This is a genomic window from Achromobacter sp. D10 (assembly GCF_035282245.1).
In the GTDB taxonomy this organism is placed as follows: domain Bacteria; phylum Pseudomonadota; class Gammaproteobacteria; order Burkholderiales; family Burkholderiaceae_B; genus Achromobacter; species Achromobacter insolitus.
The window spans coordinates 535548-551596 of record NZ_JAYJLE010000001.1 but is presented as its reverse complement, the minus strand read 5'-3'; the positions used below and the strand labels follow the sequence as shown (position 1 = coordinate 551596).

The window sequence follows — 16049 nt, the reverse complement described above, 5'->3', positions numbered from 1 at the left end:
TATGCGAAGCTTGCCATTTTGTGGCAAGAACAACTATGGAAAAGAGAAAGGCAAGTCTCTGGGCTGGCAGTCACTGCATACCAGGGATACGTGCTCAATACGTGCCCGAATCTTGACCAGGTTGAACATAGTCGTAGGGCAAAGGCCGTTACCTTTTGCCTGATTAGCCCCGACCAATCGCAGTCGGGAATGGAGAAAACGATGTCGAATTCGACACCCACGCCCGCCGCTCACCGGCTGGGGCTGGTGGGTCGCAAGGTCGGCATGACCCGCATTTTTACCGAGGAAGGTGAATCCATCCCGGTGACCGTGCTGGACGTGTCGAACAACCGCGTGACCCAGGTTAAGTCGCTGGAAACCGACGGCTACGCCGCGATCCAAGTGGCTTATGGCACTCGTCGTGCCTCGCGTGTGGCGCAGCCGCAAACGGGCCACTACGCCAAAGCCGGCGCTGAAGCCGGTAGCATCCTCAAAGAATTCCGCCTTGATCCCGCCCGTGCCGCCGAGTTTTCGGCCGGTGCCGTGATCGCCGTGGAATCGGTGTTCGAAGCCGGCCAACAGGTCGACGTCACGGGCACCACCATTGGTAAAGGCTTTGCCGGTACCATCAAGCGCCACAATTTCGGTTCGCAACGCGCGTCGCACGGTAACTCCCGTTCGCACCGCGTCCCGGGCTCGATTGGTCAAGCTCAAGATCCGGGCCGTATTTTCCCGGGTAAGCGCATGGCCGGTCACCTGGGTGATGTCACCCGCACCGTTCAAAACCTCGACATCGTTCGCGTTGACGTCGAGCGCGGCCTGCTGCTGGTCAAGGGCGCTGTCCCCGGCCACGCTGGTGCCGATATCGTCGTGCGCCCGGCCATCAAGGCCCCGGCCAAGAAGGGAGCGTAAGTAAATGGATCTCAAGCTCCTGAACGACCAAGGTCAGGCCGCTGCTACGTTCAGCGCTCCCGACACCATCTTCGGCCGTGACTTCAACGAAGCGCTGATTCATCAGATCGTGGTGGCTTTCCAAGCCAACGCCCGTTCCGGCAACCGCGCTCAGAAGGATCGCACTGAAGTCAAGCACTCGACCAAGAAGCCCTGGCGCCAGAAGGGTACCGGCCGCGCTCGCGCCGGTATGACTTCGTCGCCGCTGTGGCGTGGCGGTGGTCGGATTTTCCCGAACTCGCCCGAAGAGAACTTCAGCCAGAAGGTCAACAAGAAGATGTACCGCGCCGGGATCCGTTCGATCCTGTCGCAGCTCGCTCGCGAAGACCGCATCGCCGTCGTCGAATCGTTTGATCTGGAATCGCCCAAGACCAAGGCTGCCGCTGCAAAGCTGAAGAGCCTGGGCCTGGACTCGGTCCTGATCATCACCGACAGCGTTGATGAAAATGTTTACCTCGCCACCCGCAACCTGCCGCACGTTGCTGTTGTCGAGCCCCGTTATGCCGATCCGTTGTCGCTGGTCCACTACAAGAAAGTGCTGATCACCAAGCCGGCCATCGCTCAACTCGAGGAGATGCTGGGATGAACGCTGAACGCTTGATGCAAGTCATTCTGGCCCCGATCGTGACCGAAAAGGCCACCTTCGTTGCCGAGAAGAATCAGCAAGTCGCTTTCCGTGTCGTGGCTGACGCTACCAAGCCGGAAATCAAGGCTGCCGTCGAACTGCTCTTCAAGGTGCAGGTCGAGTCCGTGCAGGTCCTCAACCGTAAGGGCAAAGTCAAGCGCTTTGGCCGATTCGTTGGCCGTCGTCGCAATGAGCGCAAGGCTTACGTTTCGCTCAAGGACGGCCAGGAAATCGACTTTGCGGAGGTGAAGTAAATGGCCCTCGTAAAAGTTAAGCCGACTTCGGCTGGCCGCCGTGGCATGGTGAAGGTTGTTAGCCCGAACCTGCACAAGGGTGAGCCCTACGCGCCGCTGCTCGAAAAGAAGACTCGTGGTTCTGGCCGTAACAACAACGGTCACATCACGATCCGCCACCGTGGCGGTGGTCACAAGCAGCACTACCGTGTCGTCGACTTCCGTCGCGACAAGGATGGCATTCCGGCAAAGGTCGAGCGCCTGGAGTATGACCCCAACCGTACGGCGCACATCGCTCTGCTGTGCTACGCCGACGGCGAACGTCGCTACATCATCGCTCCCCGCGGTCTGGAAGTTGGTGCCACGCTGCTGTCGGGCGCTGAAGCCCCGATCCGCGCCGGCAACACGCTGCCGATCCGCAGCATCCCGGTGGGTACGACGATTCACTGCGTCGAAATGCTGCCTGGCAAGGGTGCCCAGATGGTCCGCTCGGCCGGCGCTTCCGCCGTCCTGCTGGCTCGCGAAGGCATCTACGCTCAAGTGCGTCTGCGCTCCGGTGAAGTCCGCCGTGTGCACATCGAATGCCGCGCCACCATCGGTGAAGTCGGTAACGAAGAACACAGCCTGCGCCAAATCGGCAAGGCCGGTGCAATGCGTTGGCGTGGTGTCCGCCCGACGGTCCGTGGCGTTGCCATGAACCCGGTGGATCACCCGCACGGTGGTGGTGAAGGCCGCACCGGTGAAGCACGCGAACCGGTCAGCCCGTGGGGCACTCCGGCGAAGGGTTACAAGACCCGTCGCAACAAGCGGACGAACAATATGATCGTCCAACGGCGCAAGCGCAAGTAAGAGGCGAACACTATGTCACGTTCGATCAAGAAAGGCCCGTTTGTCGATGCTCACCTGATCAAAAAGGTGGACACGGCCGTCGCGGGCAAAGACAAGAAGCCGATCAAGACCTGGTCGCGTCGCTCCACGATCCTGCCCGAGTTCATCGGTCTGACGATCGCTGTGCACAACGGCAAGCAGCACGTTCCCGTGTACATCAACGAGAACATGGTCGGTCACAAGCTGGGCGAGTTCGCGCTGACCCGTACGTTCAAGGGTCACGCCGCGGACAAGAAGGCGAAGAGGTAAGCGATGGAAACTACTGCCATTATCCGTGGGGTTCACATCTCCGCTCAAAAGACCCGTCTGGTTGCGGACCTGATCCGCGGCCAGAAGGTCGGCCGTGCGCTGGAAATCCTCACCTTCTCGCCGAAGAAGGCGGCCGCCATCCTGAAGAAGGCTGTCGAATCCGCCATCGCCAACGCCGAGCACAACGACGGCGCCGACATCGACGAACTGAAAGTCACCACGATTTTCGTGGACAAGGCTCAGTCGATGAAGCGCTTCTCCGCTCGCGCCAAGGGCCGCGGCAACCGTATCGAGAAGCAGACCTGCCACATCACGGTCAAGGTCGGAGCTTAAGGAGTCACGATGGGTCAGAAAATTCACCCCACTGGGTTCCGTCTCGCGGTCACCCGTAATTGGTCCTCGCGTTGGTTCGCCGACGACAAGGCCTTCGGCTCGATGCTGGCCGAAGACATTCGCGTTCGCGAGTACCTGAAGAAGAAGCTCAAGAGCGCCTCCGTCGGTCGCGTGATCATCGAGCGTCCCGCCAAGAATGCACGCATCACCGTCTACTCGGCTCGTCCGGGCGTGGTGATCGGCAAGCGCGGCGAAGACATCGAAAGCCTGAAGGCTGATCTGCAGCGTCTGATGGGCGTGCCCGTGCACGTCAACATCGAAGAAATCCGCAAGCCGGAAACCGATGCTCAACTGATCGCCGACTCGATCTCGCAACAGCTCGAGAAGCGCATCATGTTCCGTCGCGCCATGAAGCGCGCGATGCAGAACGCCATGCGTCTGGGTGCCCAAGGCATCAAGATCATGAGCTCGGGCCGTCTGAACGGTATCGAAATTGCTCGCACCGAGTGGTATCGCGAAGGCCGTGTGCCGCTGCACACCCTGAAGGCCAACATTGACTACGGCACCTCCGAAGCCCACACGACCTATGGCGTGATCGGCATCAAGGTCTGGGTCTACAAGGGCGACATGCTGGCCAACGGCGAATTGCCGCCGGAAACCGCTGCCCCGCGCGAAGAAGAACGTCGTCCGCGCCGCGCTCCGCGTGGTGATCGTCCGGACGGTGCTCGCACCGGTCGTCCGGGTGGTCGTGGTCGTGGTGGTCCCCGCAAGGCGGACGCTGCTCCGGCGCCTGAAGGAGAATAACCATGCTGCAACCCTCTCGCAGAAAGTATCGCAAAGAGCAGAAGGGCCGCAACACCGGTCTGGCGACCCGTGGTACCCACGTGTCGTTCGGCGAATTCGGTCTGAAGGCCACCGGCCGTGGCCGTCTGACCGCTCGCCAGATCGAAGCTGCTCGTCGTGCCATCAATCGTCACATCAAGCGTGGCGGCCGTATCTGGATTCGCATTTTCCCGGATAAGCCCATCTCGCAGAAGCCTGCCGAAGTCCGTATGGGTAACGGTAAGGGCAACCCGGAGTACTGGGTTGCTGAAATCCAGCCCGGCAAGGTGCTCTACGAAATGGAAGGGGTTAGCGAAGAGCTCGCGCGTGAAGCTTTCCGCCTGGCCGCTGCCAAGCTGCCGATTTCGACCACGTTCGTCGCGCGTCATATCGGTGCTTAAGGAGTACTAACATGAAAGCTAGCGAACTCCGTTCGAAAGATGCCGCCGAGCTCGGCAAAGAGCTCGAAAGCCTGCTGAAGGCACAATTCGGTCTGCGCATGCAGAAGGCCACGCAGCAACTGGCCAACACCAGCCAGCTGCGCAACGTGCGTCGCGATATCGCGCGCGTTCGTACCTTGCTGACCGAGAAGGCAGGGAAATAAAGATGAGCGAAACTCAAAACACCCAAGTGGCCAAGCGCCAGCGCACGCTGGTTGGCAAGGTCGTCAGCAACAAGATGGACAAGACTGTCGTCGTGCTCGTTGAGCGCCGCGTCAAGCACCCCATCTTTGGCAAGATCATCATGCGTTCCGCGAAGTACAAGGCGCACGACGAATCGAACCAGTACAACGAAGGCGATACGGTTGAAATCGCTGAAGGCCGTCCCATCTCGCGCTCGAAGTCGTGGCGCGTGGTGCGTCTGGTTGAAGCCGCACGTATCATCTAAGTAGTACATCGGAACGGCGCGCCGTTCTGATATAAGACGGCAAGGGATCAAACCCTTGCCGTTTTTTTTGCCTCTTTTTTCGCCTTACGAACCCAGGGATCAGGACATCATGCGCGGTTTCATGGATGCGGCCCGGATCGGCCTATGGCTCGCAGGCTGCGGGTGGGGCGCGGCGTTGCCATGGGCGGCGCAGGCGCAACAGGTCCAGACCGTGGCACCGGCCTCAGGGTCGATCCCGCCGTCAACCGAAGCCTCTGCCGGGGCGTTGATCTCCCCGAACGCTACCATCGCGGATCCGCGTGGGTCCGACGCCTCGACCAAGGATCCCGCAGCGCTTGGCCGCGCATTGCTCAATGCGGGGCCGGACGCACGTGTGCGCCTGGACGGGCTGTCGCGCGATCATGCCGCGATCTTTGGGACCGAAGATCAGAATGAGCAGGCATTGATGGAGCAGGAGCGCGCGATCCAGGCGGGACGGGAGCAGATGCGCGTGCTGGAAAAGCTGCTGACGGAGAAGCCGCCGGCGGTTGATCCGCATCCGCCGGCGATGATTCCCCTGAATCACGGTGCCCCCATGGCCATGCCCGGCCTGGCGCCGGTGCCTTCCGGTTCGCAATTGGACCGGGGCGGCATGGATACGCGCCGCAGCCTGGACGACATGCAGCGGCGCGTTGACGGATTGCGACGCGAGGCGGATGCGCTGAGCCAGCGGGGACGCTGAGAAAGTCCTGCCTCAGTGCCGGCGGGCCAGCTCCCGTAACCGTCCCGCGATGCCGGTTGGAAAGTAGTACACGGACACTACGAACAGGATCCCCAGCCACAATAGCCACCGGTCCGGCTCGAACAGCAGCGCCAATGGCGCCACCCCCGCTACCGCATCGTGGATCACATGCAGGCCGTCCTGGAGATAGCTTTGCGCGAAGACGAAGAGGCTGGCGCCCACCACGGCGCCATACATGGTGCCCATGCCGCCGATGACCAGCATCAGCAGGATATTGAGCATGATCTCGAAGGACAGCGAGGTATCCGGACCGTTGTAACGTAGCCAGAGCGCATACATGGCGCCCGCCAGCGTGGCGAACGCGGCAGCCAGCAGATTGGACAAGCTGCGGTAAAGCACGGTGCGATAGCCGATGGCTTCAGCGCGGAACGGATTCTCGCGTATGGCTTGCAGCACGCGGCCGAAGGGCGAATTCACGATCCGCAGCAGCAGCAGGAACAACACCAGGCAGACCGCCGCGATCAGGTAATAGGTGATGACGCGCCCGTCCACCGTGACGCCGAAGATCGGTTCGGAGAAGGGCCGGAAGGCCGGCCGCAGCATTTGCGGCACCTTGAAATTCAGGCCGTCCTCGCCGCCTGTCAGGTCGGACAGCTGGGACACCAGCGTCTGGAACGCCGCGGCCACGGCCAAGGTGATCATGGCGTAGAAGATGGCGCGCACGCGCAGGCTGGCCAGGCCGATCAGCAGCGCGAACGCCAGCGACACCACCAAGCCGCCACCGAGGCCCGCGAACACCGCGGTCCAGCCTGGCTCCATGCGTATGCTGGCAATCGCCACACCATAGGCGCCAATGCCGAAGAACATGGTGTGCGCGAAGCTGACGATGCCGGTGTATCCCAGCAGCAGGTCATAGCTGGCGACCAGGATCACGAATACCAGGATCTTCGCGGCCACGGCCAGGGACTTGGGACCAGGGAAGAGGAAGGGCGCGGCAGCCAGCAGGGCGACGATGAGGATCAGCGCCGCGGCCAGCAGCGCGCTGCGGGGGAGATCGCCGGAAAGCAGGCGTACGGACATGTCGGCGGTTCCTAGCGATTCGTGACCGGGTACACGCCCTGCGGGCGCCAGAGCAGGATGGCGACCATCAGCGCGATGTTCGAGAACAGGGCGGCCTTGGGCAGGAGGAAACCGGTGTAGTTGGCCATCAGGCCGACCAGCAGTGCGCCGATCAGACAGCCCACGGTCGAGCCCAGCCCACCGATCATGATGACAATGAAGATCAGCACGTTCACCTGCGCGCCCAGTTGCGGCACGACGGATTGCTGGTACATGCCCCACAACACGCCGCCCAGTCCCGCCAGCATCGAACCGGCGACGAAGACGCCTACGAAAAGATGGCGGATACGGTAGCCCAGGCTCTCCACCATTTCGCGGTCCTCGACTCCGGCACGGATCAAAAGGCCCAGCTTGGTTCGGTTGAGCAGCCATAGCATGCCGCCCAGGACCAGCAAGCCGGTCAGCAGTGCGACGATGCGGAATTTCTCGATGGCGGCGTCGCCCAGCAGGAATGCGCCGCGCAGCGCTTCGGGCAGCGGCAGGGAAATCGTTTGCGGACCCCACAGCATCTTGATGATCTCTTCGCCGATGATCATCCCGCCCATGGTGATGAGGATCTGCTTCAGATGCTGGCCATAGACAGGCCGCACGATCACGCGTTCGAACGCCAGGCCCACCGCGCCGGCAACCAGCATGCCGACGATCATGGCCGGCAGCACCGCGCCCAGGTTTATCCAGAGACTGCCAGACTGCGTCCAGTCGGCCATGGAGCCCAGTACGGTCGCGGCCATGTAGGCGCCGATGGCAATGAACAGTCCGTGGCCGAAGTTCAATACGTCCATCAGGCCGAACACAAGCGTCATGCCCGAAGCGACGATGAAGATGATCATGCCCATCGCCAGCCCCGCGAGCGTCAGGGTGACCCAGGTAGAGAAAGAGCCCACCAGGGGCAAGGCCAGCGCGGCCAGGGCCAGTACCAGCAGGACAGGGCGCAGGTCCGCGCGCACCCGCGGCAAGGGCGTATCGATTTCGAGCGTGCTCATTGATGGCTTCCCAGCGACAGGCCCAGCAGGCGCGTCTGTAGTTCGTCGTCCTCGGCCAGCTGCGCCATGTGGCCGGCATGGACCACGCGGCCGTTGTCCATCACGGCGACGTGATCGCCCACCAGGCGCGCGAAGTTGAAGTTCTGCTCGACCAGCAGGATGGTGGTGGACGCCTGTTTCAGTTCGAGAAAGGCGTCGATCATGTTCTGGATGATGGCGGGCGCCAGGCCCTTGCTGGGCTCATCCACCAGCAGCAGCCGGCGCGGCTCGATGATGGCGCGCGCCACCGCCAGCATCTGCTTCTGTCCGCCTGATAGTTTGCCGGCCGGATGCAGCCAGAACTTCTTCAGTGCGGGAAAGAAGCCGAAGATCCATTCCAGCCGCGCCGTGTCCAGCTGGCTGGCGTTCCTGGCCTGCCGAGCCGCGAGCAGGATGTTCTCTTTTACGGACAGGTCGGCGAAGATGCCCATATTCTCCGGCACATAGGCCATGCCCATGCGTGCCATGTCGGGCGGCGACATGCGCGTGCCAGGCCCGCCGACGGCTGCGCCGTCGAAGCTCACCTTGCCTTGCGAGGCGCGCCACAATCCCATGATCGTACGCAGCGTGGTGGTCTTGCCGGCGCCGTTGCGGCCCAGCAGCATGGTCACCGCAGCGGGCGGGACGGCGAGGTCCACGCCGTGGAGTATGTGATACGCGCCGATGTGCGTGTGCACGTCCTTCAGTTCGAGCAACGCTTGCGTCATGCCGCCTTCTCCGCCGGACTTATGCCCAGATAGGCCTGTTGCACGATAGGCGAGGCGATCACCGCGGCAGGGTCGCCGTCGGCCATCAGTTGGCCGTTATGCAGAACGACGATGCGGTCTGCCAGCTCGCGCACCACATCCATCTTGTGTTCAACAAGCAGAATCGTTTTGCTTGGGTCGTTCTTGATGTCGCGGATCAGCTCCAGTACGACGGGCACGTCGTCCACGCTCATGCCTGCCGTTGGCTCGTCGAACATGAATACCTGCGGTTCCAGGGCGATTAGCATGGCGATTTCCAGTTTGCGCTGGTCGCCGTGCGGCAGGTCGGCGGCGGACTGGTCGCGACGCGCGGACAGGCGGGTGCGTTCCAGCAGTGCATCAGCACGCGCGATCAGGTCGCGGTCGTCGTTCCAGGTGCGCCAGAACCGGATCTGGCGCCAGCTCATACCTTGCTGGCGCGATTGCAACGCCAGCCGCACGTTTTCATGCACGCTCAGGCGCGGGAACAGCTGAGTCAACTGAAAGGCACGACCCAGGCCCGCATGCATGCGCGCGGGCGCGGCCAGCGGCGTCAGGTCGCGCCCGTTCAGGTGCACCGTCCCCGCGCTGGCGCGCAGCTGGCCGGAGATCAGGTTGAAGTAGGTGGTCTTGCCCGCGCCGTTCGGGCCGACAATGGCGGTCAATGTGCCAGGCGCATAGCGGCAGCTGACGGCATTGACAGCCACGTGCCCGCCGAAACGGATCGTGAGCGATTGGGTCTCCAGCATGGATCGGCCGCGGTCTCAGCGTTTGTTCTGGATCGGCACCGACATCTGGTCCGGCGTGATTTCCTTCACCAGATCTTGCACGGCCCAAGGCACGGACGGATCGTTCTTGATCCGGAAGTGGTACATGGACTGCATGGCCTGGTGGTCCTCGGGACGGAAGGTCATTTTGCCCTTCGGCGTATCGAAGCTCATGCCTTCCATGGCTTTGATCAGAGTGTCGGTGTCGGAATTGCCATTGGTCTTGGCCAGCGCGGTTGCGATCGCGATCCCCGAAGCCATGCCGCCCGCCGTGAAGAAGTCTGGCGGCTGACCATAGCGCTTCTGATGTTCCGCCACCAGCCAGTCGTTGATCGGGTTCTTGGGGATGCCGTAGTAGTAATAGGTGGCGCCTTCCATGCCGGCCAGCGACTTCAGCGGCGTCATGGCGGCCAGCGTATTGCCGCCCGTGGCGATCTCGATGCCGAAGCGTTTGGGGTCCAGGTCGGCGATCTTGAACGGATTGCCTGCGCCGGCCCAGAGAATGAAGATGATCTTGCGGCCCGGCTTGTCCTTCAGCGCATCGAACAGGCGCTGCGCGCCGGCAGTGAAGTCGGTCGCGTTGGCGGGCAGGTATTCCTCATGCACGATCTTGGCGTTCTTTAGCGCGCCCTTGAAGGCCTTGACCCCGTCGCGACCGAAGGCATAGTCCTGCGCCAGCATGGCGATCGAGGTGCCTGCCTGGTCGAAGGCGACCGCGTTGGCGATGGCGTCTTGCGAAGAGTTGCGGCCGGTGCGGAAGATGTACTTGTTCCACTTGTCGCCGGTGATCGAATCCGCCACGGCGGGTTCAACCAGGAGGATCTTCTCGTATTCCTCGGCGATCGGCAGCATGGCTAGCGCGACGCCCGATGAGGTGGGACCCACCGCGATATCGGCGTTGTCGTCGGCATAGGCGGAGGCCAGCTGTGCACGCGCCACGTCGGGCTTGCCCTGGTTGTCCTTTTCAATGACGCGGATCTTGCGGCCTGCCACCGTCATGGTGCTTTGCGTCGCGTACTCCAATCCCAGCATCAGGCCGTTTTGAGTCTGTTTGGCATAGGCTTCCAGCGGGCCGGTCTTGTCATAGACGTGGGCAACGACGAAATCTTTCGCTGCTATCGCAGAGTTCATGCAGAGGCCGGCGAGCGCGGCGAGCAGGACGCGTTTCATGGGAGTCTCCTGTTATTGGTGGCGGACAGCAGCCGTGTGGTCCGGCGTGGCAAGGAAATGTCGGATGGCGTCGATCTGGGGCGCGACGTTCAGGGCGGGGGCGTGGCCGCAGCCGGGGAAGTCGATGCGCTGGGCGCGCGGTCCGCGGCGGGTCATGGCATCGGCGACCTCGGGCAGCAGCAGGTCCGAATCGACGCCGCGCAGCAATAGCAGTGGCATGTTCAGCGAGTCGTAACCGCTCCAGCGATCGTAGTCGTCCGGATGGTTGCTGAACTGGCCGACGATGGCCGGGTCATAGTGCAGCGTAACGCGGCCGTCCGGCAGCCGGCGCACCGAGGTTTCGGCCATCCGGCGCCATTGTTCGTCGCTCTGCCATCCATAGGGCTTGTAGGCGATGCGCAGCCAGGCTTCCAGTTCCGTTACGGTATCGAAGGCCGGCGGCGCGCCCACATACGCGACGATGCGGTCGATGGCGGGTTGCGGAAGCTCGGGCCCGATATCGTTCACGACCAGGTGGGAAATCCGGTTGCGCAAGGTGGTGGCGGCGGCGTGCATGCCGGTGGCCCCGCCCATGGAGGTGCCGACCCAGCGCACGCGTTCCAGCGACAGGCCGTCCACCAGGGCGCGGGCAAGCGTGGCGTAGAAGTCCAGCCGGTACTCGGCGACAGGGTCGGAGCTCCATTGCGAGAGACCGCGGCCAATCGTATCCGGACAGATGACGCGATAGTCGTCTGCAAGCGCCTGTGCCAGGTCGTCGAAGTCCCTGCCCGTGCGGGCCAGGCCGTGCCACATGATGACGGCGGGCGCGTGAGGGGCGCCCCATTCGGTGTAGTGCAGCTCGCGGCCTGCGCAGCGCAGATAGCGCGAAGCGGGCGCGTGGCGGCTGGCCGATGCGGACGCAGGTGCCATGGGTCTCCTCCCGGGTTGTCCAGGTTGTGTGCTTATCGGGCTGAATATAGACTTGCGCCAAGTGCGCCTTCAAGACGCCGGACACCCCGGAGCAGGGTGAGTCAAGAATATGTAGACGCAGGATCACGAGCGCCCGCCTGCGGCGCGGGCGTCCAAGGAGACCGAGCCATGTCCGATACGGAATTCGCCATTTCGGCCAGCGCTGGCGCTGACCGGCGCGACGAATGGCGCGCGGCCCTGTCGGACGCGTTCGGACCGTTCGAGGTGCATGGCGGCCGGCCCGACAATTTCGCCGGCCATGTGCGCTACGCGCGCCGGGGCAGCCTGCAGTTCAACGATCTGCATTACCAGGGGCAGAAGCTGGAACGGACCGCCGGCAACGTGTCGCGTCTGGACCAGGAGTTCTATACCTTCGGCCTGCCATTGGCCGGACCGCTGGCCGTGCAGCAGCAAGGCCGGGAGTTCCAGGTCGAGCCTGGCTGCGTCTATCTGATGAACCAGAGCCTGCCCTATCAGGCGACGGCGCAGGGCGCGGCCGGCTATCGCAGCCTGAGCGTATCGTTCCCGCGCAGCGCGCTGCTGCAGCGTGATTCCCGCATCGGTGCTTTCTACAAGTTGCGGGTCGATGACGGCTCGCCTCGCGGCGCCTTGCTGGCCAGTTACATGGACCATCTGTTCAAGGGCGTGGATGGCTGGTCGGATGTGGAGGTGGCGGAACTCGGCGAGCGCCTGATCGACCTGATCGTGCTGTTCCTGGTGCAGTCAGGGCAGGGGCATGCATCGGAGTCGGACAGCAGCGTCACGCTGGCGCACCGCCAGCGCGTGCTGGCCTACATCCGCCAGCATCTGGCGGATCCGGCGTTGTCGCCGCAGCAGGTGGCGCAAGGCTGCGGCATTTCGGTGGCCTATCTGCACCGTATCCTGCGCGCGGGCGGGCTGTCGGCCGAATCCTTTATTTTTGACCAGCGGCTCGACAAGTGCCGTGAACTGCTCTTGAACCCGCAGCACAGGCATCGCAGCATCGCCGAGTTGGCCTATCAGGTGGGTTTTTCCCATCCCTCGCATTTCAGCCGTTTGTTCAAGCGCCGCTTCGGCATGACGCCGCGCGACTTGCGGGCGAGTTCCTGATCGAACCGCCAAGTCTGCCTGTGCCGCGCGGCAGGGCAAAAAAAAGCCCCGCGGAAAACCGCGGGGCTTTTTCGTGGCGAAAGCGCCAGGTCAGATGTGCGTGATGAACTTCGTGACCAGGTAGCCGTCGAACGTTTCCAGGCCGCCTTCGCTGCCGATGCCGCTGTCCTTGATGCCGCCGAAGGGCGTCTCGGCCAGGGCGCTGCCGAAATGGTTGATGTTGACCATGCCCGCTTCCAGGCCGTTGGAGACCTTGGTGGCGGTCTGCAGCGAGTTGGTGAACACGTAGGACGACAGGCCGAACGGCAGGCTGTTGGCGCGCTTGAGCACTTCATCGGTATCCGTGAAGCGGACCACCGGCGCGACCGGGCCGAAGGGTTCTTCGGTCATCAGCATCGAGTTGTCGGGCAGGTCGGTCACGACCGTGGGGGCGAAGAAGAAGCCCTTGCGGTCCAGCGGGCCGCCGCCGACCACGACCTTGCCGCCATGCTTCTTGGCATCGTCGATGAAAGCGCTCATGGCCGGAACGCGGCGCTCGTGCGCCAGCGGGCCCATGTCGGTGCCGGCTTCCAGGCCGTCGCCTACCTTGATGTTCTTCAGCACTTCGGAGAAGCGCGCGAGGAACTGTTCGTAGGCGCCGTTCTGCACGTAGAAGCGGGTGGGCGACACGCAGACCTGACCGGCGTTGCGGATCTTGAACTTGGCCAGCATGGTGGCGGCGCGGTCGATGTCGGCGTCATCGAACACCAGCACGGGCGAGTGGCCGCCCAGTTCCATGGTGACGCGCTTCATGTGGGCGCCAGCCAGCGCGGCCAGTTGCTTGCCCACCGGCACGGAGCCCGTGAACGACACTTTGCGCACGATCGGCGAACGGATCAGGTAGTCCGAAATCTTGGCGGGTTCGCCCCAGACGATGTTCAGGCAGCCCTTGGGCAGGCCGGCGTCATGGAACATGCGGGCGATTGCCATCACGGCGCTCGGCGAATCTTCCGGACCCTTCAGCACCACGGTGCAGCCTGCGCCGATGGCGGCGGCGATCTTGCGGATGGCCTGGTTGTAGGGGAAATTCCAGGGCGTGAACGCGGCGCAGACGCCGATGGGTTCGCGGACCACGATCTGGCGCACGTCAGGATTGCGCGGCGGGACCACACGGCCGTAGATGCGGCGGCATTCCTCGGCGTGCCAGTCGGCGTGCTCGGCGCAGGAGGTGACCTCGCCTACGGCTTCGGCCAGCGGCTTGCCCTGGTCCAGCGTCATGTTGCGGCCGATTTCCTGGGCGCGCTCGCGCGACAGCGTCGCGACCTTGCGCAGGATGGCCGAACGGTCCATGGGAGAGGATTTCTTCCACGACTCGAACGCGCGCTGGGCGGCGGCTAGCGCGCGATCCAGATCCGCTTCGGTGGCGTGGGGCAGCTGGCCGAGAACTTCCAGCGTGGCCGGGTTGATGACGTCCTGGGTGCGCCTGCCCTCTCCGGCGACGAATTCGCCGTCGATATACAGCGCCAACTGTTCATACATGCCTGTCTTCCCTTGCGAAATAGGAGTGGATAGCGATCACTGTCGCCCACGCCAGTCTAAACCAGCTTGTCCGCGGCGGGGAGGGCCAATGCCGGACGGCGCATTGGAGCCAATATGTGGGCGTCAAGTCTTGCGTGGCGGCCGCTGCATCGACAAAATGGTGCATCTTTGGCTGTCCATCCGGCTACTTATTGTGCAACCCATCGATGCGCGTCCGCCCGGCAAGCCCAGTTTTTACTCGCGCACCTTTTTTCGCTTCATAGACTGGTTGCGCAACCGCATCGCCCAGGCGTCGCTGGTCGGCGACCGGCCGATCTTCGACAACGGCCAGTTCCCATGGGTGACCGTCCTGGAGGCCCAGGCGCCCGCCATCAGGGCGGAACTGTCGAATCTGCTCGCTGAACGCCAGCACCTGCCCGCCTTCCACGAAATCTCCCCCGACGTGGGTCAGATTACCTCGGACGACCAATGGAAGACCTTCGTGTTCATGGGCTACGGCTTGCGCTCTGAACGCAATTTGGCGCGTTGCCCCGCGACCGCCCGCGCGTTGCAGGGGATTCCGGGCCTGCGCACGGCGTTCTTTTCCATCCTGGAGGCAGGCAAGCGCATTCCGCTGCACACGGGTCCGTACAATGGTGTCTTACGCCTGCACCTCGGCCTGGTGGTGCCGGAACCGGCTGAACAATGCTGGATCGAAGTGGGGGGCGAACGCTACAGCTGGCGCGAAGGGCGGGCGGTGGTGTTCGACGACCTGTACCCTCACCAGGTCCATAACGATACATCCGGCCTGCGCGCGGTCCTTTTCGTGGACTTCGAGCGACCCTGCCGGGCACCGATCAAGTGGCTGAACCGCCTGGTGCTCATGGCCGCGCCGTTTACGGACGAAATCCGCCGCGGCAAGGCCAATCACGACGCCTGGGAGAAGGGCTACTACCGCCAGAAATAGGGGGCGGATGGTTCGCGCTCCCCTCTTGACAGCGAAGCGTGGCTTTTGTGCGTTATCCACACAAAGTGCTTGCGCTCAAAAATTAACCACGTTAGAATTATCAGCTTTCCCAGATTGTCGATCGAGTTGGCCCGCGCCTTTGCAGGTTAACCCGACGTGTTGGGGGAATACCCGCAGGATTTCAACCCAGGGTCGTTGCGTTGCCAACCAGTTGCAGGCGTAGGGCGAAAGCGCTAGGCGTGCCAACACTAAAGCAGGGCGGCAGACCTGACGGGACCAAAACTGGCAGGAATTGCAGTGTTCCCTTGTTGGGAAAACCGTATTTCCAGTTAAGTTGGAACAGGAAAAATCATGATCCAAATGCAGACCACGCTGGATGTGGCCGATAACACTGGTGCGCGTCATGTCATGTGCATTAAGGTGCTCGGTGGCTCCAAGCGCCGTTATGCCGGTATCGGCGACATCATCAAGGTGAGCGTCAAAGATGCGGCTCCGCGCGGACGCGTCAAGAAAGGCGAAATTTACAATGCCGTGGTGGTTCGTACCGCCAAGGGCGTGCGCCGTAAAGACGGTTCGCTGATTCGTTTCGGTGGCAATGCCGCCGTGTTGCTCAACGCCAAGCTGGAGCCTATCGGCACCCGCATCTTCGGACCCGTGACGCGTGAACTGCGTACCGAGAAGTTCATGAAGATCGTGTCGCTGGCCCCGGAAGTGCTGTAAGGAGCCCTACGATGAACAACATTCGTAAAGGCGACGAAGTCATCGTCCTGACCGGCCGCGACAAGAAGCGTCGCGGTACCGTGCTGGCCCGCGTTGATGCCGACCACGTCCTGGTCGAAGGCGTCAACGTCGTCAAGAAGCACGTGAAAGCCAACCCGATGGCTAACAACCCGGGCGGGATTGTCGAAAAGACCATGCCGATTCACATCTCGAACGTCGCGCTGTTCAACCCGGCCACCGGCCGTGGCGATCGCGTGGGCGTGCAAGAAGTCGAAGGCCGCAAGGTTCGCGTGTTCCGTTCCAATGGTGCCGTTGTCGGCGCCAAGGCGTAAGGGG

22 protein-coding genes are annotated in these 16049 nt (G+C 62.9%); 15 read left to right on the top strand and 7 right to left on the bottom strand.

The features are described from left to right. Positions 1 to 201: 201 nt before the first annotated feature. The 11 genes from rplC to VCS63_RS02625 all read left to right on the top strand — a co-directional run bounded on the left by rplC (position 202) and on the right by VCS63_RS02625 (position 5689). Entirely contained in the window at positions 202 to 891 is a 690-nt protein-coding gene (gene rplC / locus VCS63_RS02675; RefSeq protein WP_042795903.1) for a 50S ribosomal protein L3, read from the top strand. Between the two features lie 4 nt (positions 892 to 895). Beyond that, positions 896 to 1516 carry a 50S ribosomal protein L4 gene (rplD, locus tag VCS63_RS02670; RefSeq protein WP_042795904.1) on the top strand — a complete coding sequence of 207 codons (621 nt, stop codon included), beginning with the start codon at positions 896 to 898 and terminating at the stop codon, positions 1514 to 1516. Next, complete coding sequence (gene rplW, locus VCS63_RS02665; protein WP_006216557.1) at positions 1513 to 1809, top strand: 50S ribosomal protein L23; 297 nt, start codon at positions 1513 to 1515, stop codon at positions 1807 to 1809. Before rplD ends, rplW begins: the two co-directional genes overlap by 4 nt. After that, on the top strand, positions 1810 to 2637 hold the full coding sequence (gene rplB / locus VCS63_RS02660; protein ID WP_042795905.1) for a 50S ribosomal protein L2: 828 nt from the start codon (positions 1810 to 1812) through the stop codon (positions 2635 to 2637). It begins immediately after the preceding gene. A gap of 12 nt (positions 2638 to 2649) precedes the next feature. Beyond that, positions 2650 to 2925, top strand: coding sequence for a 30S ribosomal protein S19 (rpsS, locus tag VCS63_RS02655; RefSeq protein WP_006216555.1), 276 nt, complete (start codon positions 2650 to 2652; stop codon positions 2923 to 2925). A gap of 3 nt (positions 2926 to 2928) precedes the next feature. Then, entirely contained in the window at positions 2929 to 3258 is a 330-nt protein-coding gene (gene rplV, locus VCS63_RS02650) for a 50S ribosomal protein L22 (RefSeq protein WP_006389608.1), read from the top strand. Positions 3259 to 3267: 9 nt separating this feature from the next. Then, positions 3268 to 4062 (top strand): 30S ribosomal protein S3, encoded by a 795-nt coding sequence (rpsC, locus tag VCS63_RS02645; RefSeq protein ID WP_042795906.1) that lies wholly within the window; start codon positions 3268 to 3270, stop codon positions 4060 to 4062. Positions 4063 to 4064: 2 nt separating this feature from the next. Beyond that, positions 4065 to 4481, top strand: a complete 417-nt coding sequence (rplP, locus tag VCS63_RS02640; protein ID WP_006389610.1) for a 50S ribosomal protein L16 — start codon at positions 4065 to 4067, stop codon at positions 4479 to 4481. Positions 4482 to 4492: 11 nt separating this feature from the next. Beyond that, positions 4493 to 4684: a 50S ribosomal protein L29 gene (rpmC, locus tag VCS63_RS02635; protein ID WP_003806912.1), complete on the top strand. Its 192-nt coding sequence runs from the start codon at positions 4493 to 4495 to the stop codon at positions 4682 to 4684. A 2-nt stretch (positions 4685 to 4686) separates the two neighbouring features. Continuing rightward, positions 4687 to 4968: a 30S ribosomal protein S17 gene (gene rpsQ / locus VCS63_RS02630; protein WP_006216549.1), complete on the top strand. Its 282-nt coding sequence runs from the start codon at positions 4687 to 4689 to the stop codon at positions 4966 to 4968. 109 nt (positions 4969 to 5077) lie between these two features. After that, positions 5078 to 5689, top strand: coding sequence for a hypothetical protein (locus VCS63_RS02625; protein ID WP_323878264.1), 612 nt, complete (start codon positions 5078 to 5080; stop codon positions 5687 to 5689). Positions 5690 to 5701: 12 nt separating this feature from the next. Here the strand turns inward: VCS63_RS02625 and VCS63_RS02620 are convergent, their stop codons facing one another. Genes VCS63_RS02620 through VCS63_RS02595 form a run of 6 tightly spaced genes read right to left on the bottom strand, consistent with a single transcriptional unit; the run spans position 5702 to position 11401 of the window. Next, on the bottom strand, positions 5702 to 6769 hold the full coding sequence (locus VCS63_RS02620) for a branched-chain amino acid ABC transporter permease (RefSeq protein WP_323878262.1): 1068 nt from the start codon (positions 6767 to 6769) through the stop codon (positions 5702 to 5704). Between the two features lie 11 nt (positions 6770 to 6780). After that, positions 6781 to 7791, bottom strand: a complete 1011-nt coding sequence (locus VCS63_RS02615; RefSeq protein WP_063641552.1) for a branched-chain amino acid ABC transporter permease — start codon at positions 7789 to 7791, stop codon at positions 6781 to 6783. Further along, positions 7788 to 8537: an ABC transporter ATP-binding protein gene (locus VCS63_RS02610; protein ID WP_323878259.1), complete on the bottom strand. Its 750-nt coding sequence runs from the start codon at positions 8535 to 8537 to the stop codon at positions 7788 to 7790. Before VCS63_RS02610 ends, VCS63_RS02615 begins: the two co-directional genes overlap by 4 nt. Beyond that, positions 8534 to 9304, bottom strand: coding sequence for an ABC transporter ATP-binding protein (locus VCS63_RS02605; protein WP_063641551.1), 771 nt, complete (start codon positions 9302 to 9304; stop codon positions 8534 to 8536). The genes VCS63_RS02610 and VCS63_RS02605 overlap by 4 nt, the downstream gene beginning before the upstream one ends. Before the next feature lie 15 nt (positions 9305 to 9319). Continuing rightward, complete coding sequence (locus VCS63_RS02600; RefSeq protein ID WP_323878256.1) at positions 9320 to 10492, bottom strand: substrate-binding domain-containing protein; 1173 nt, start codon at positions 10490 to 10492, stop codon at positions 9320 to 9322. Positions 10493 to 10504: 12 nt separating this feature from the next. After that, positions 10505 to 11401: an alpha/beta hydrolase gene (locus tag VCS63_RS02595; RefSeq protein WP_323878254.1), complete on the bottom strand. Its 897-nt coding sequence runs from the start codon at positions 11399 to 11401 to the stop codon at positions 10505 to 10507. 168 nt (positions 11402 to 11569) lie between these two features. On the opposite strand from VCS63_RS02595, the gene VCS63_RS02590 reads away from it, so the two are divergent. Then, entirely contained in the window at positions 11570 to 12529 is a 960-nt protein-coding gene (locus VCS63_RS02590) for a helix-turn-helix domain-containing protein (RefSeq protein ID WP_063641549.1), read from the top strand. 90 nt (positions 12530 to 12619) lie between these two features. Here the strand turns inward: VCS63_RS02590 and VCS63_RS02585 are convergent, their stop codons facing one another. Beyond that, complete coding sequence (locus tag VCS63_RS02585; protein ID WP_042795914.1) at positions 12620 to 14047, bottom strand: NAD-dependent succinate-semialdehyde dehydrogenase; 1428 nt, start codon at positions 14045 to 14047, stop codon at positions 12620 to 12622. A gap of 157 nt (positions 14048 to 14204) precedes the next feature. On the opposite strand from VCS63_RS02585, the gene VCS63_RS02580 reads away from it, so the two are divergent. The 3 genes from VCS63_RS02580 (at position 14205) to rplX (ending at position 16045) form a co-directional block, all read left to right on the top strand. Further along, the gene (locus VCS63_RS02580; protein ID WP_063961661.1) at positions 14205 to 14993 is read left to right on the top strand and encodes an aspartyl/asparaginyl beta-hydroxylase domain-containing protein; all 789 of its coding nucleotides are present in this window, start codon (positions 14205 to 14207) and stop codon (positions 14991 to 14993) included. 351 nt (positions 14994 to 15344) lie between these two features. Continuing rightward, positions 15345 to 15713, top strand: coding sequence for a 50S ribosomal protein L14 (gene rplN, locus VCS63_RS02575; RefSeq protein WP_006216531.1), 369 nt, complete (start codon positions 15345 to 15347; stop codon positions 15711 to 15713). Between the two features lie 11 nt (positions 15714 to 15724). Further along, positions 15725 to 16045, top strand: coding sequence for a 50S ribosomal protein L24 (gene rplX, locus VCS63_RS02570; protein ID WP_006389623.1), 321 nt, complete (start codon positions 15725 to 15727; stop codon positions 16043 to 16045). Positions 16046 to 16049 lie beyond the last annotated feature (4 nt).

What these genes read in the sequence shown, in the direction of transcription:
- rplC (WP_042795903.1), top strand. Translation starts at nt 202, where the DNA reads ATGTCGAATTCGACACCCACGCCCGCCGCTCACCGGCTGGGGCTGGTG.
- rplD (WP_042795904.1), top strand. Translation starts at nt 896, where the DNA reads ATGGATCTCAAGCTCCTGAACGACCAAGGTCAGGCCGCTGCTACGTTC.
- rplW (WP_006216557.1), top strand. Translation starts at nt 1,513, where the DNA reads ATGAACGCTGAACGCTTGATGCAAGTCATTCTGGCCCCGATCGTGACC.
- rplB (WP_042795905.1), top strand. Translation starts at nt 1,810, where the DNA reads ATGGCCCTCGTAAAAGTTAAGCCGACTTCGGCTGGCCGCCGTGGCATG.
- rpsS (WP_006216555.1), top strand. Translation starts at nt 2,650, where the DNA reads ATGTCACGTTCGATCAAGAAAGGCCCGTTTGTCGATGCTCACCTGATC.
- rplV (WP_006389608.1), top strand. Translation starts at nt 2,929, where the DNA reads ATGGAAACTACTGCCATTATCCGTGGGGTTCACATCTCCGCTCAAAAG.
- rpsC (WP_042795906.1), top strand. Translation starts at nt 3,268, where the DNA reads ATGGGTCAGAAAATTCACCCCACTGGGTTCCGTCTCGCGGTCACCCGT.
- rplP (WP_006389610.1), top strand. Translation starts at nt 4,065, where the DNA reads ATGCTGCAACCCTCTCGCAGAAAGTATCGCAAAGAGCAGAAGGGCCGC.
- rpmC (WP_003806912.1), top strand. Translation starts at nt 4,493, where the DNA reads ATGAAAGCTAGCGAACTCCGTTCGAAAGATGCCGCCGAGCTCGGCAAA.
- rpsQ (WP_006216549.1), top strand. Translation starts at nt 4,687, where the DNA reads ATGAGCGAAACTCAAAACACCCAAGTGGCCAAGCGCCAGCGCACGCTG.
- VCS63_RS02625 (WP_323878264.1), top strand. Translation starts at nt 5,078, where the DNA reads ATGCGCGGTTTCATGGATGCGGCCCGGATCGGCCTATGGCTCGCAGGC.
- VCS63_RS02620 (WP_323878262.1), bottom strand. Translation starts at nt 6,769, where the DNA reads ATGTCCGTACGCCTGCTTTCCGGCGATCTCCCCCGCAGCGCGCTGCTG.
- VCS63_RS02615 (WP_063641552.1), bottom strand. Translation starts at nt 7,791, where the DNA reads ATGAGCACGCTCGAAATCGATACGCCCTTGCCGCGGGTGCGCGCGGAC.
- VCS63_RS02610 (WP_323878259.1), bottom strand. Translation starts at nt 8,537, where the DNA reads ATGACGCAAGCGTTGCTCGAACTGAAGGACGTGCACACGCACATCGGC.
- VCS63_RS02605 (WP_063641551.1), bottom strand. Translation starts at nt 9,304, where the DNA reads ATGCTGGAGACCCAATCGCTCACGATCCGTTTCGGCGGGCACGTGGCT.
- VCS63_RS02600 (WP_323878256.1), bottom strand. Translation starts at nt 10,492, where the DNA reads ATGAAACGCGTCCTGCTCGCCGCGCTCGCCGGCCTCTGCATGAACTCT.
- VCS63_RS02595 (WP_323878254.1), bottom strand. Translation starts at nt 11,401, where the DNA reads ATGGCACCTGCGTCCGCATCGGCCAGCCGCCACGCGCCCGCTTCGCGC.
- VCS63_RS02590 (WP_063641549.1), top strand. Translation starts at nt 11,570, where the DNA reads ATGTCCGATACGGAATTCGCCATTTCGGCCAGCGCTGGCGCTGACCGG.
- VCS63_RS02585 (WP_042795914.1), bottom strand. Translation starts at nt 14,047, where the DNA reads ATGTATGAACAGTTGGCGCTGTATATCGACGGCGAATTCGTCGCCGGA.
- VCS63_RS02580 (WP_063961661.1), top strand. Translation starts at nt 14,205, where the DNA reads ATGGTGCATCTTTGGCTGTCCATCCGGCTACTTATTGTGCAACCCATC.
- rplN (WP_006216531.1), top strand. Translation starts at nt 15,345, where the DNA reads ATGATCCAAATGCAGACCACGCTGGATGTGGCCGATAACACTGGTGCG.
- rplX (WP_006389623.1), top strand. Translation starts at nt 15,725, where the DNA reads ATGAACAACATTCGTAAAGGCGACGAAGTCATCGTCCTGACCGGCCGC.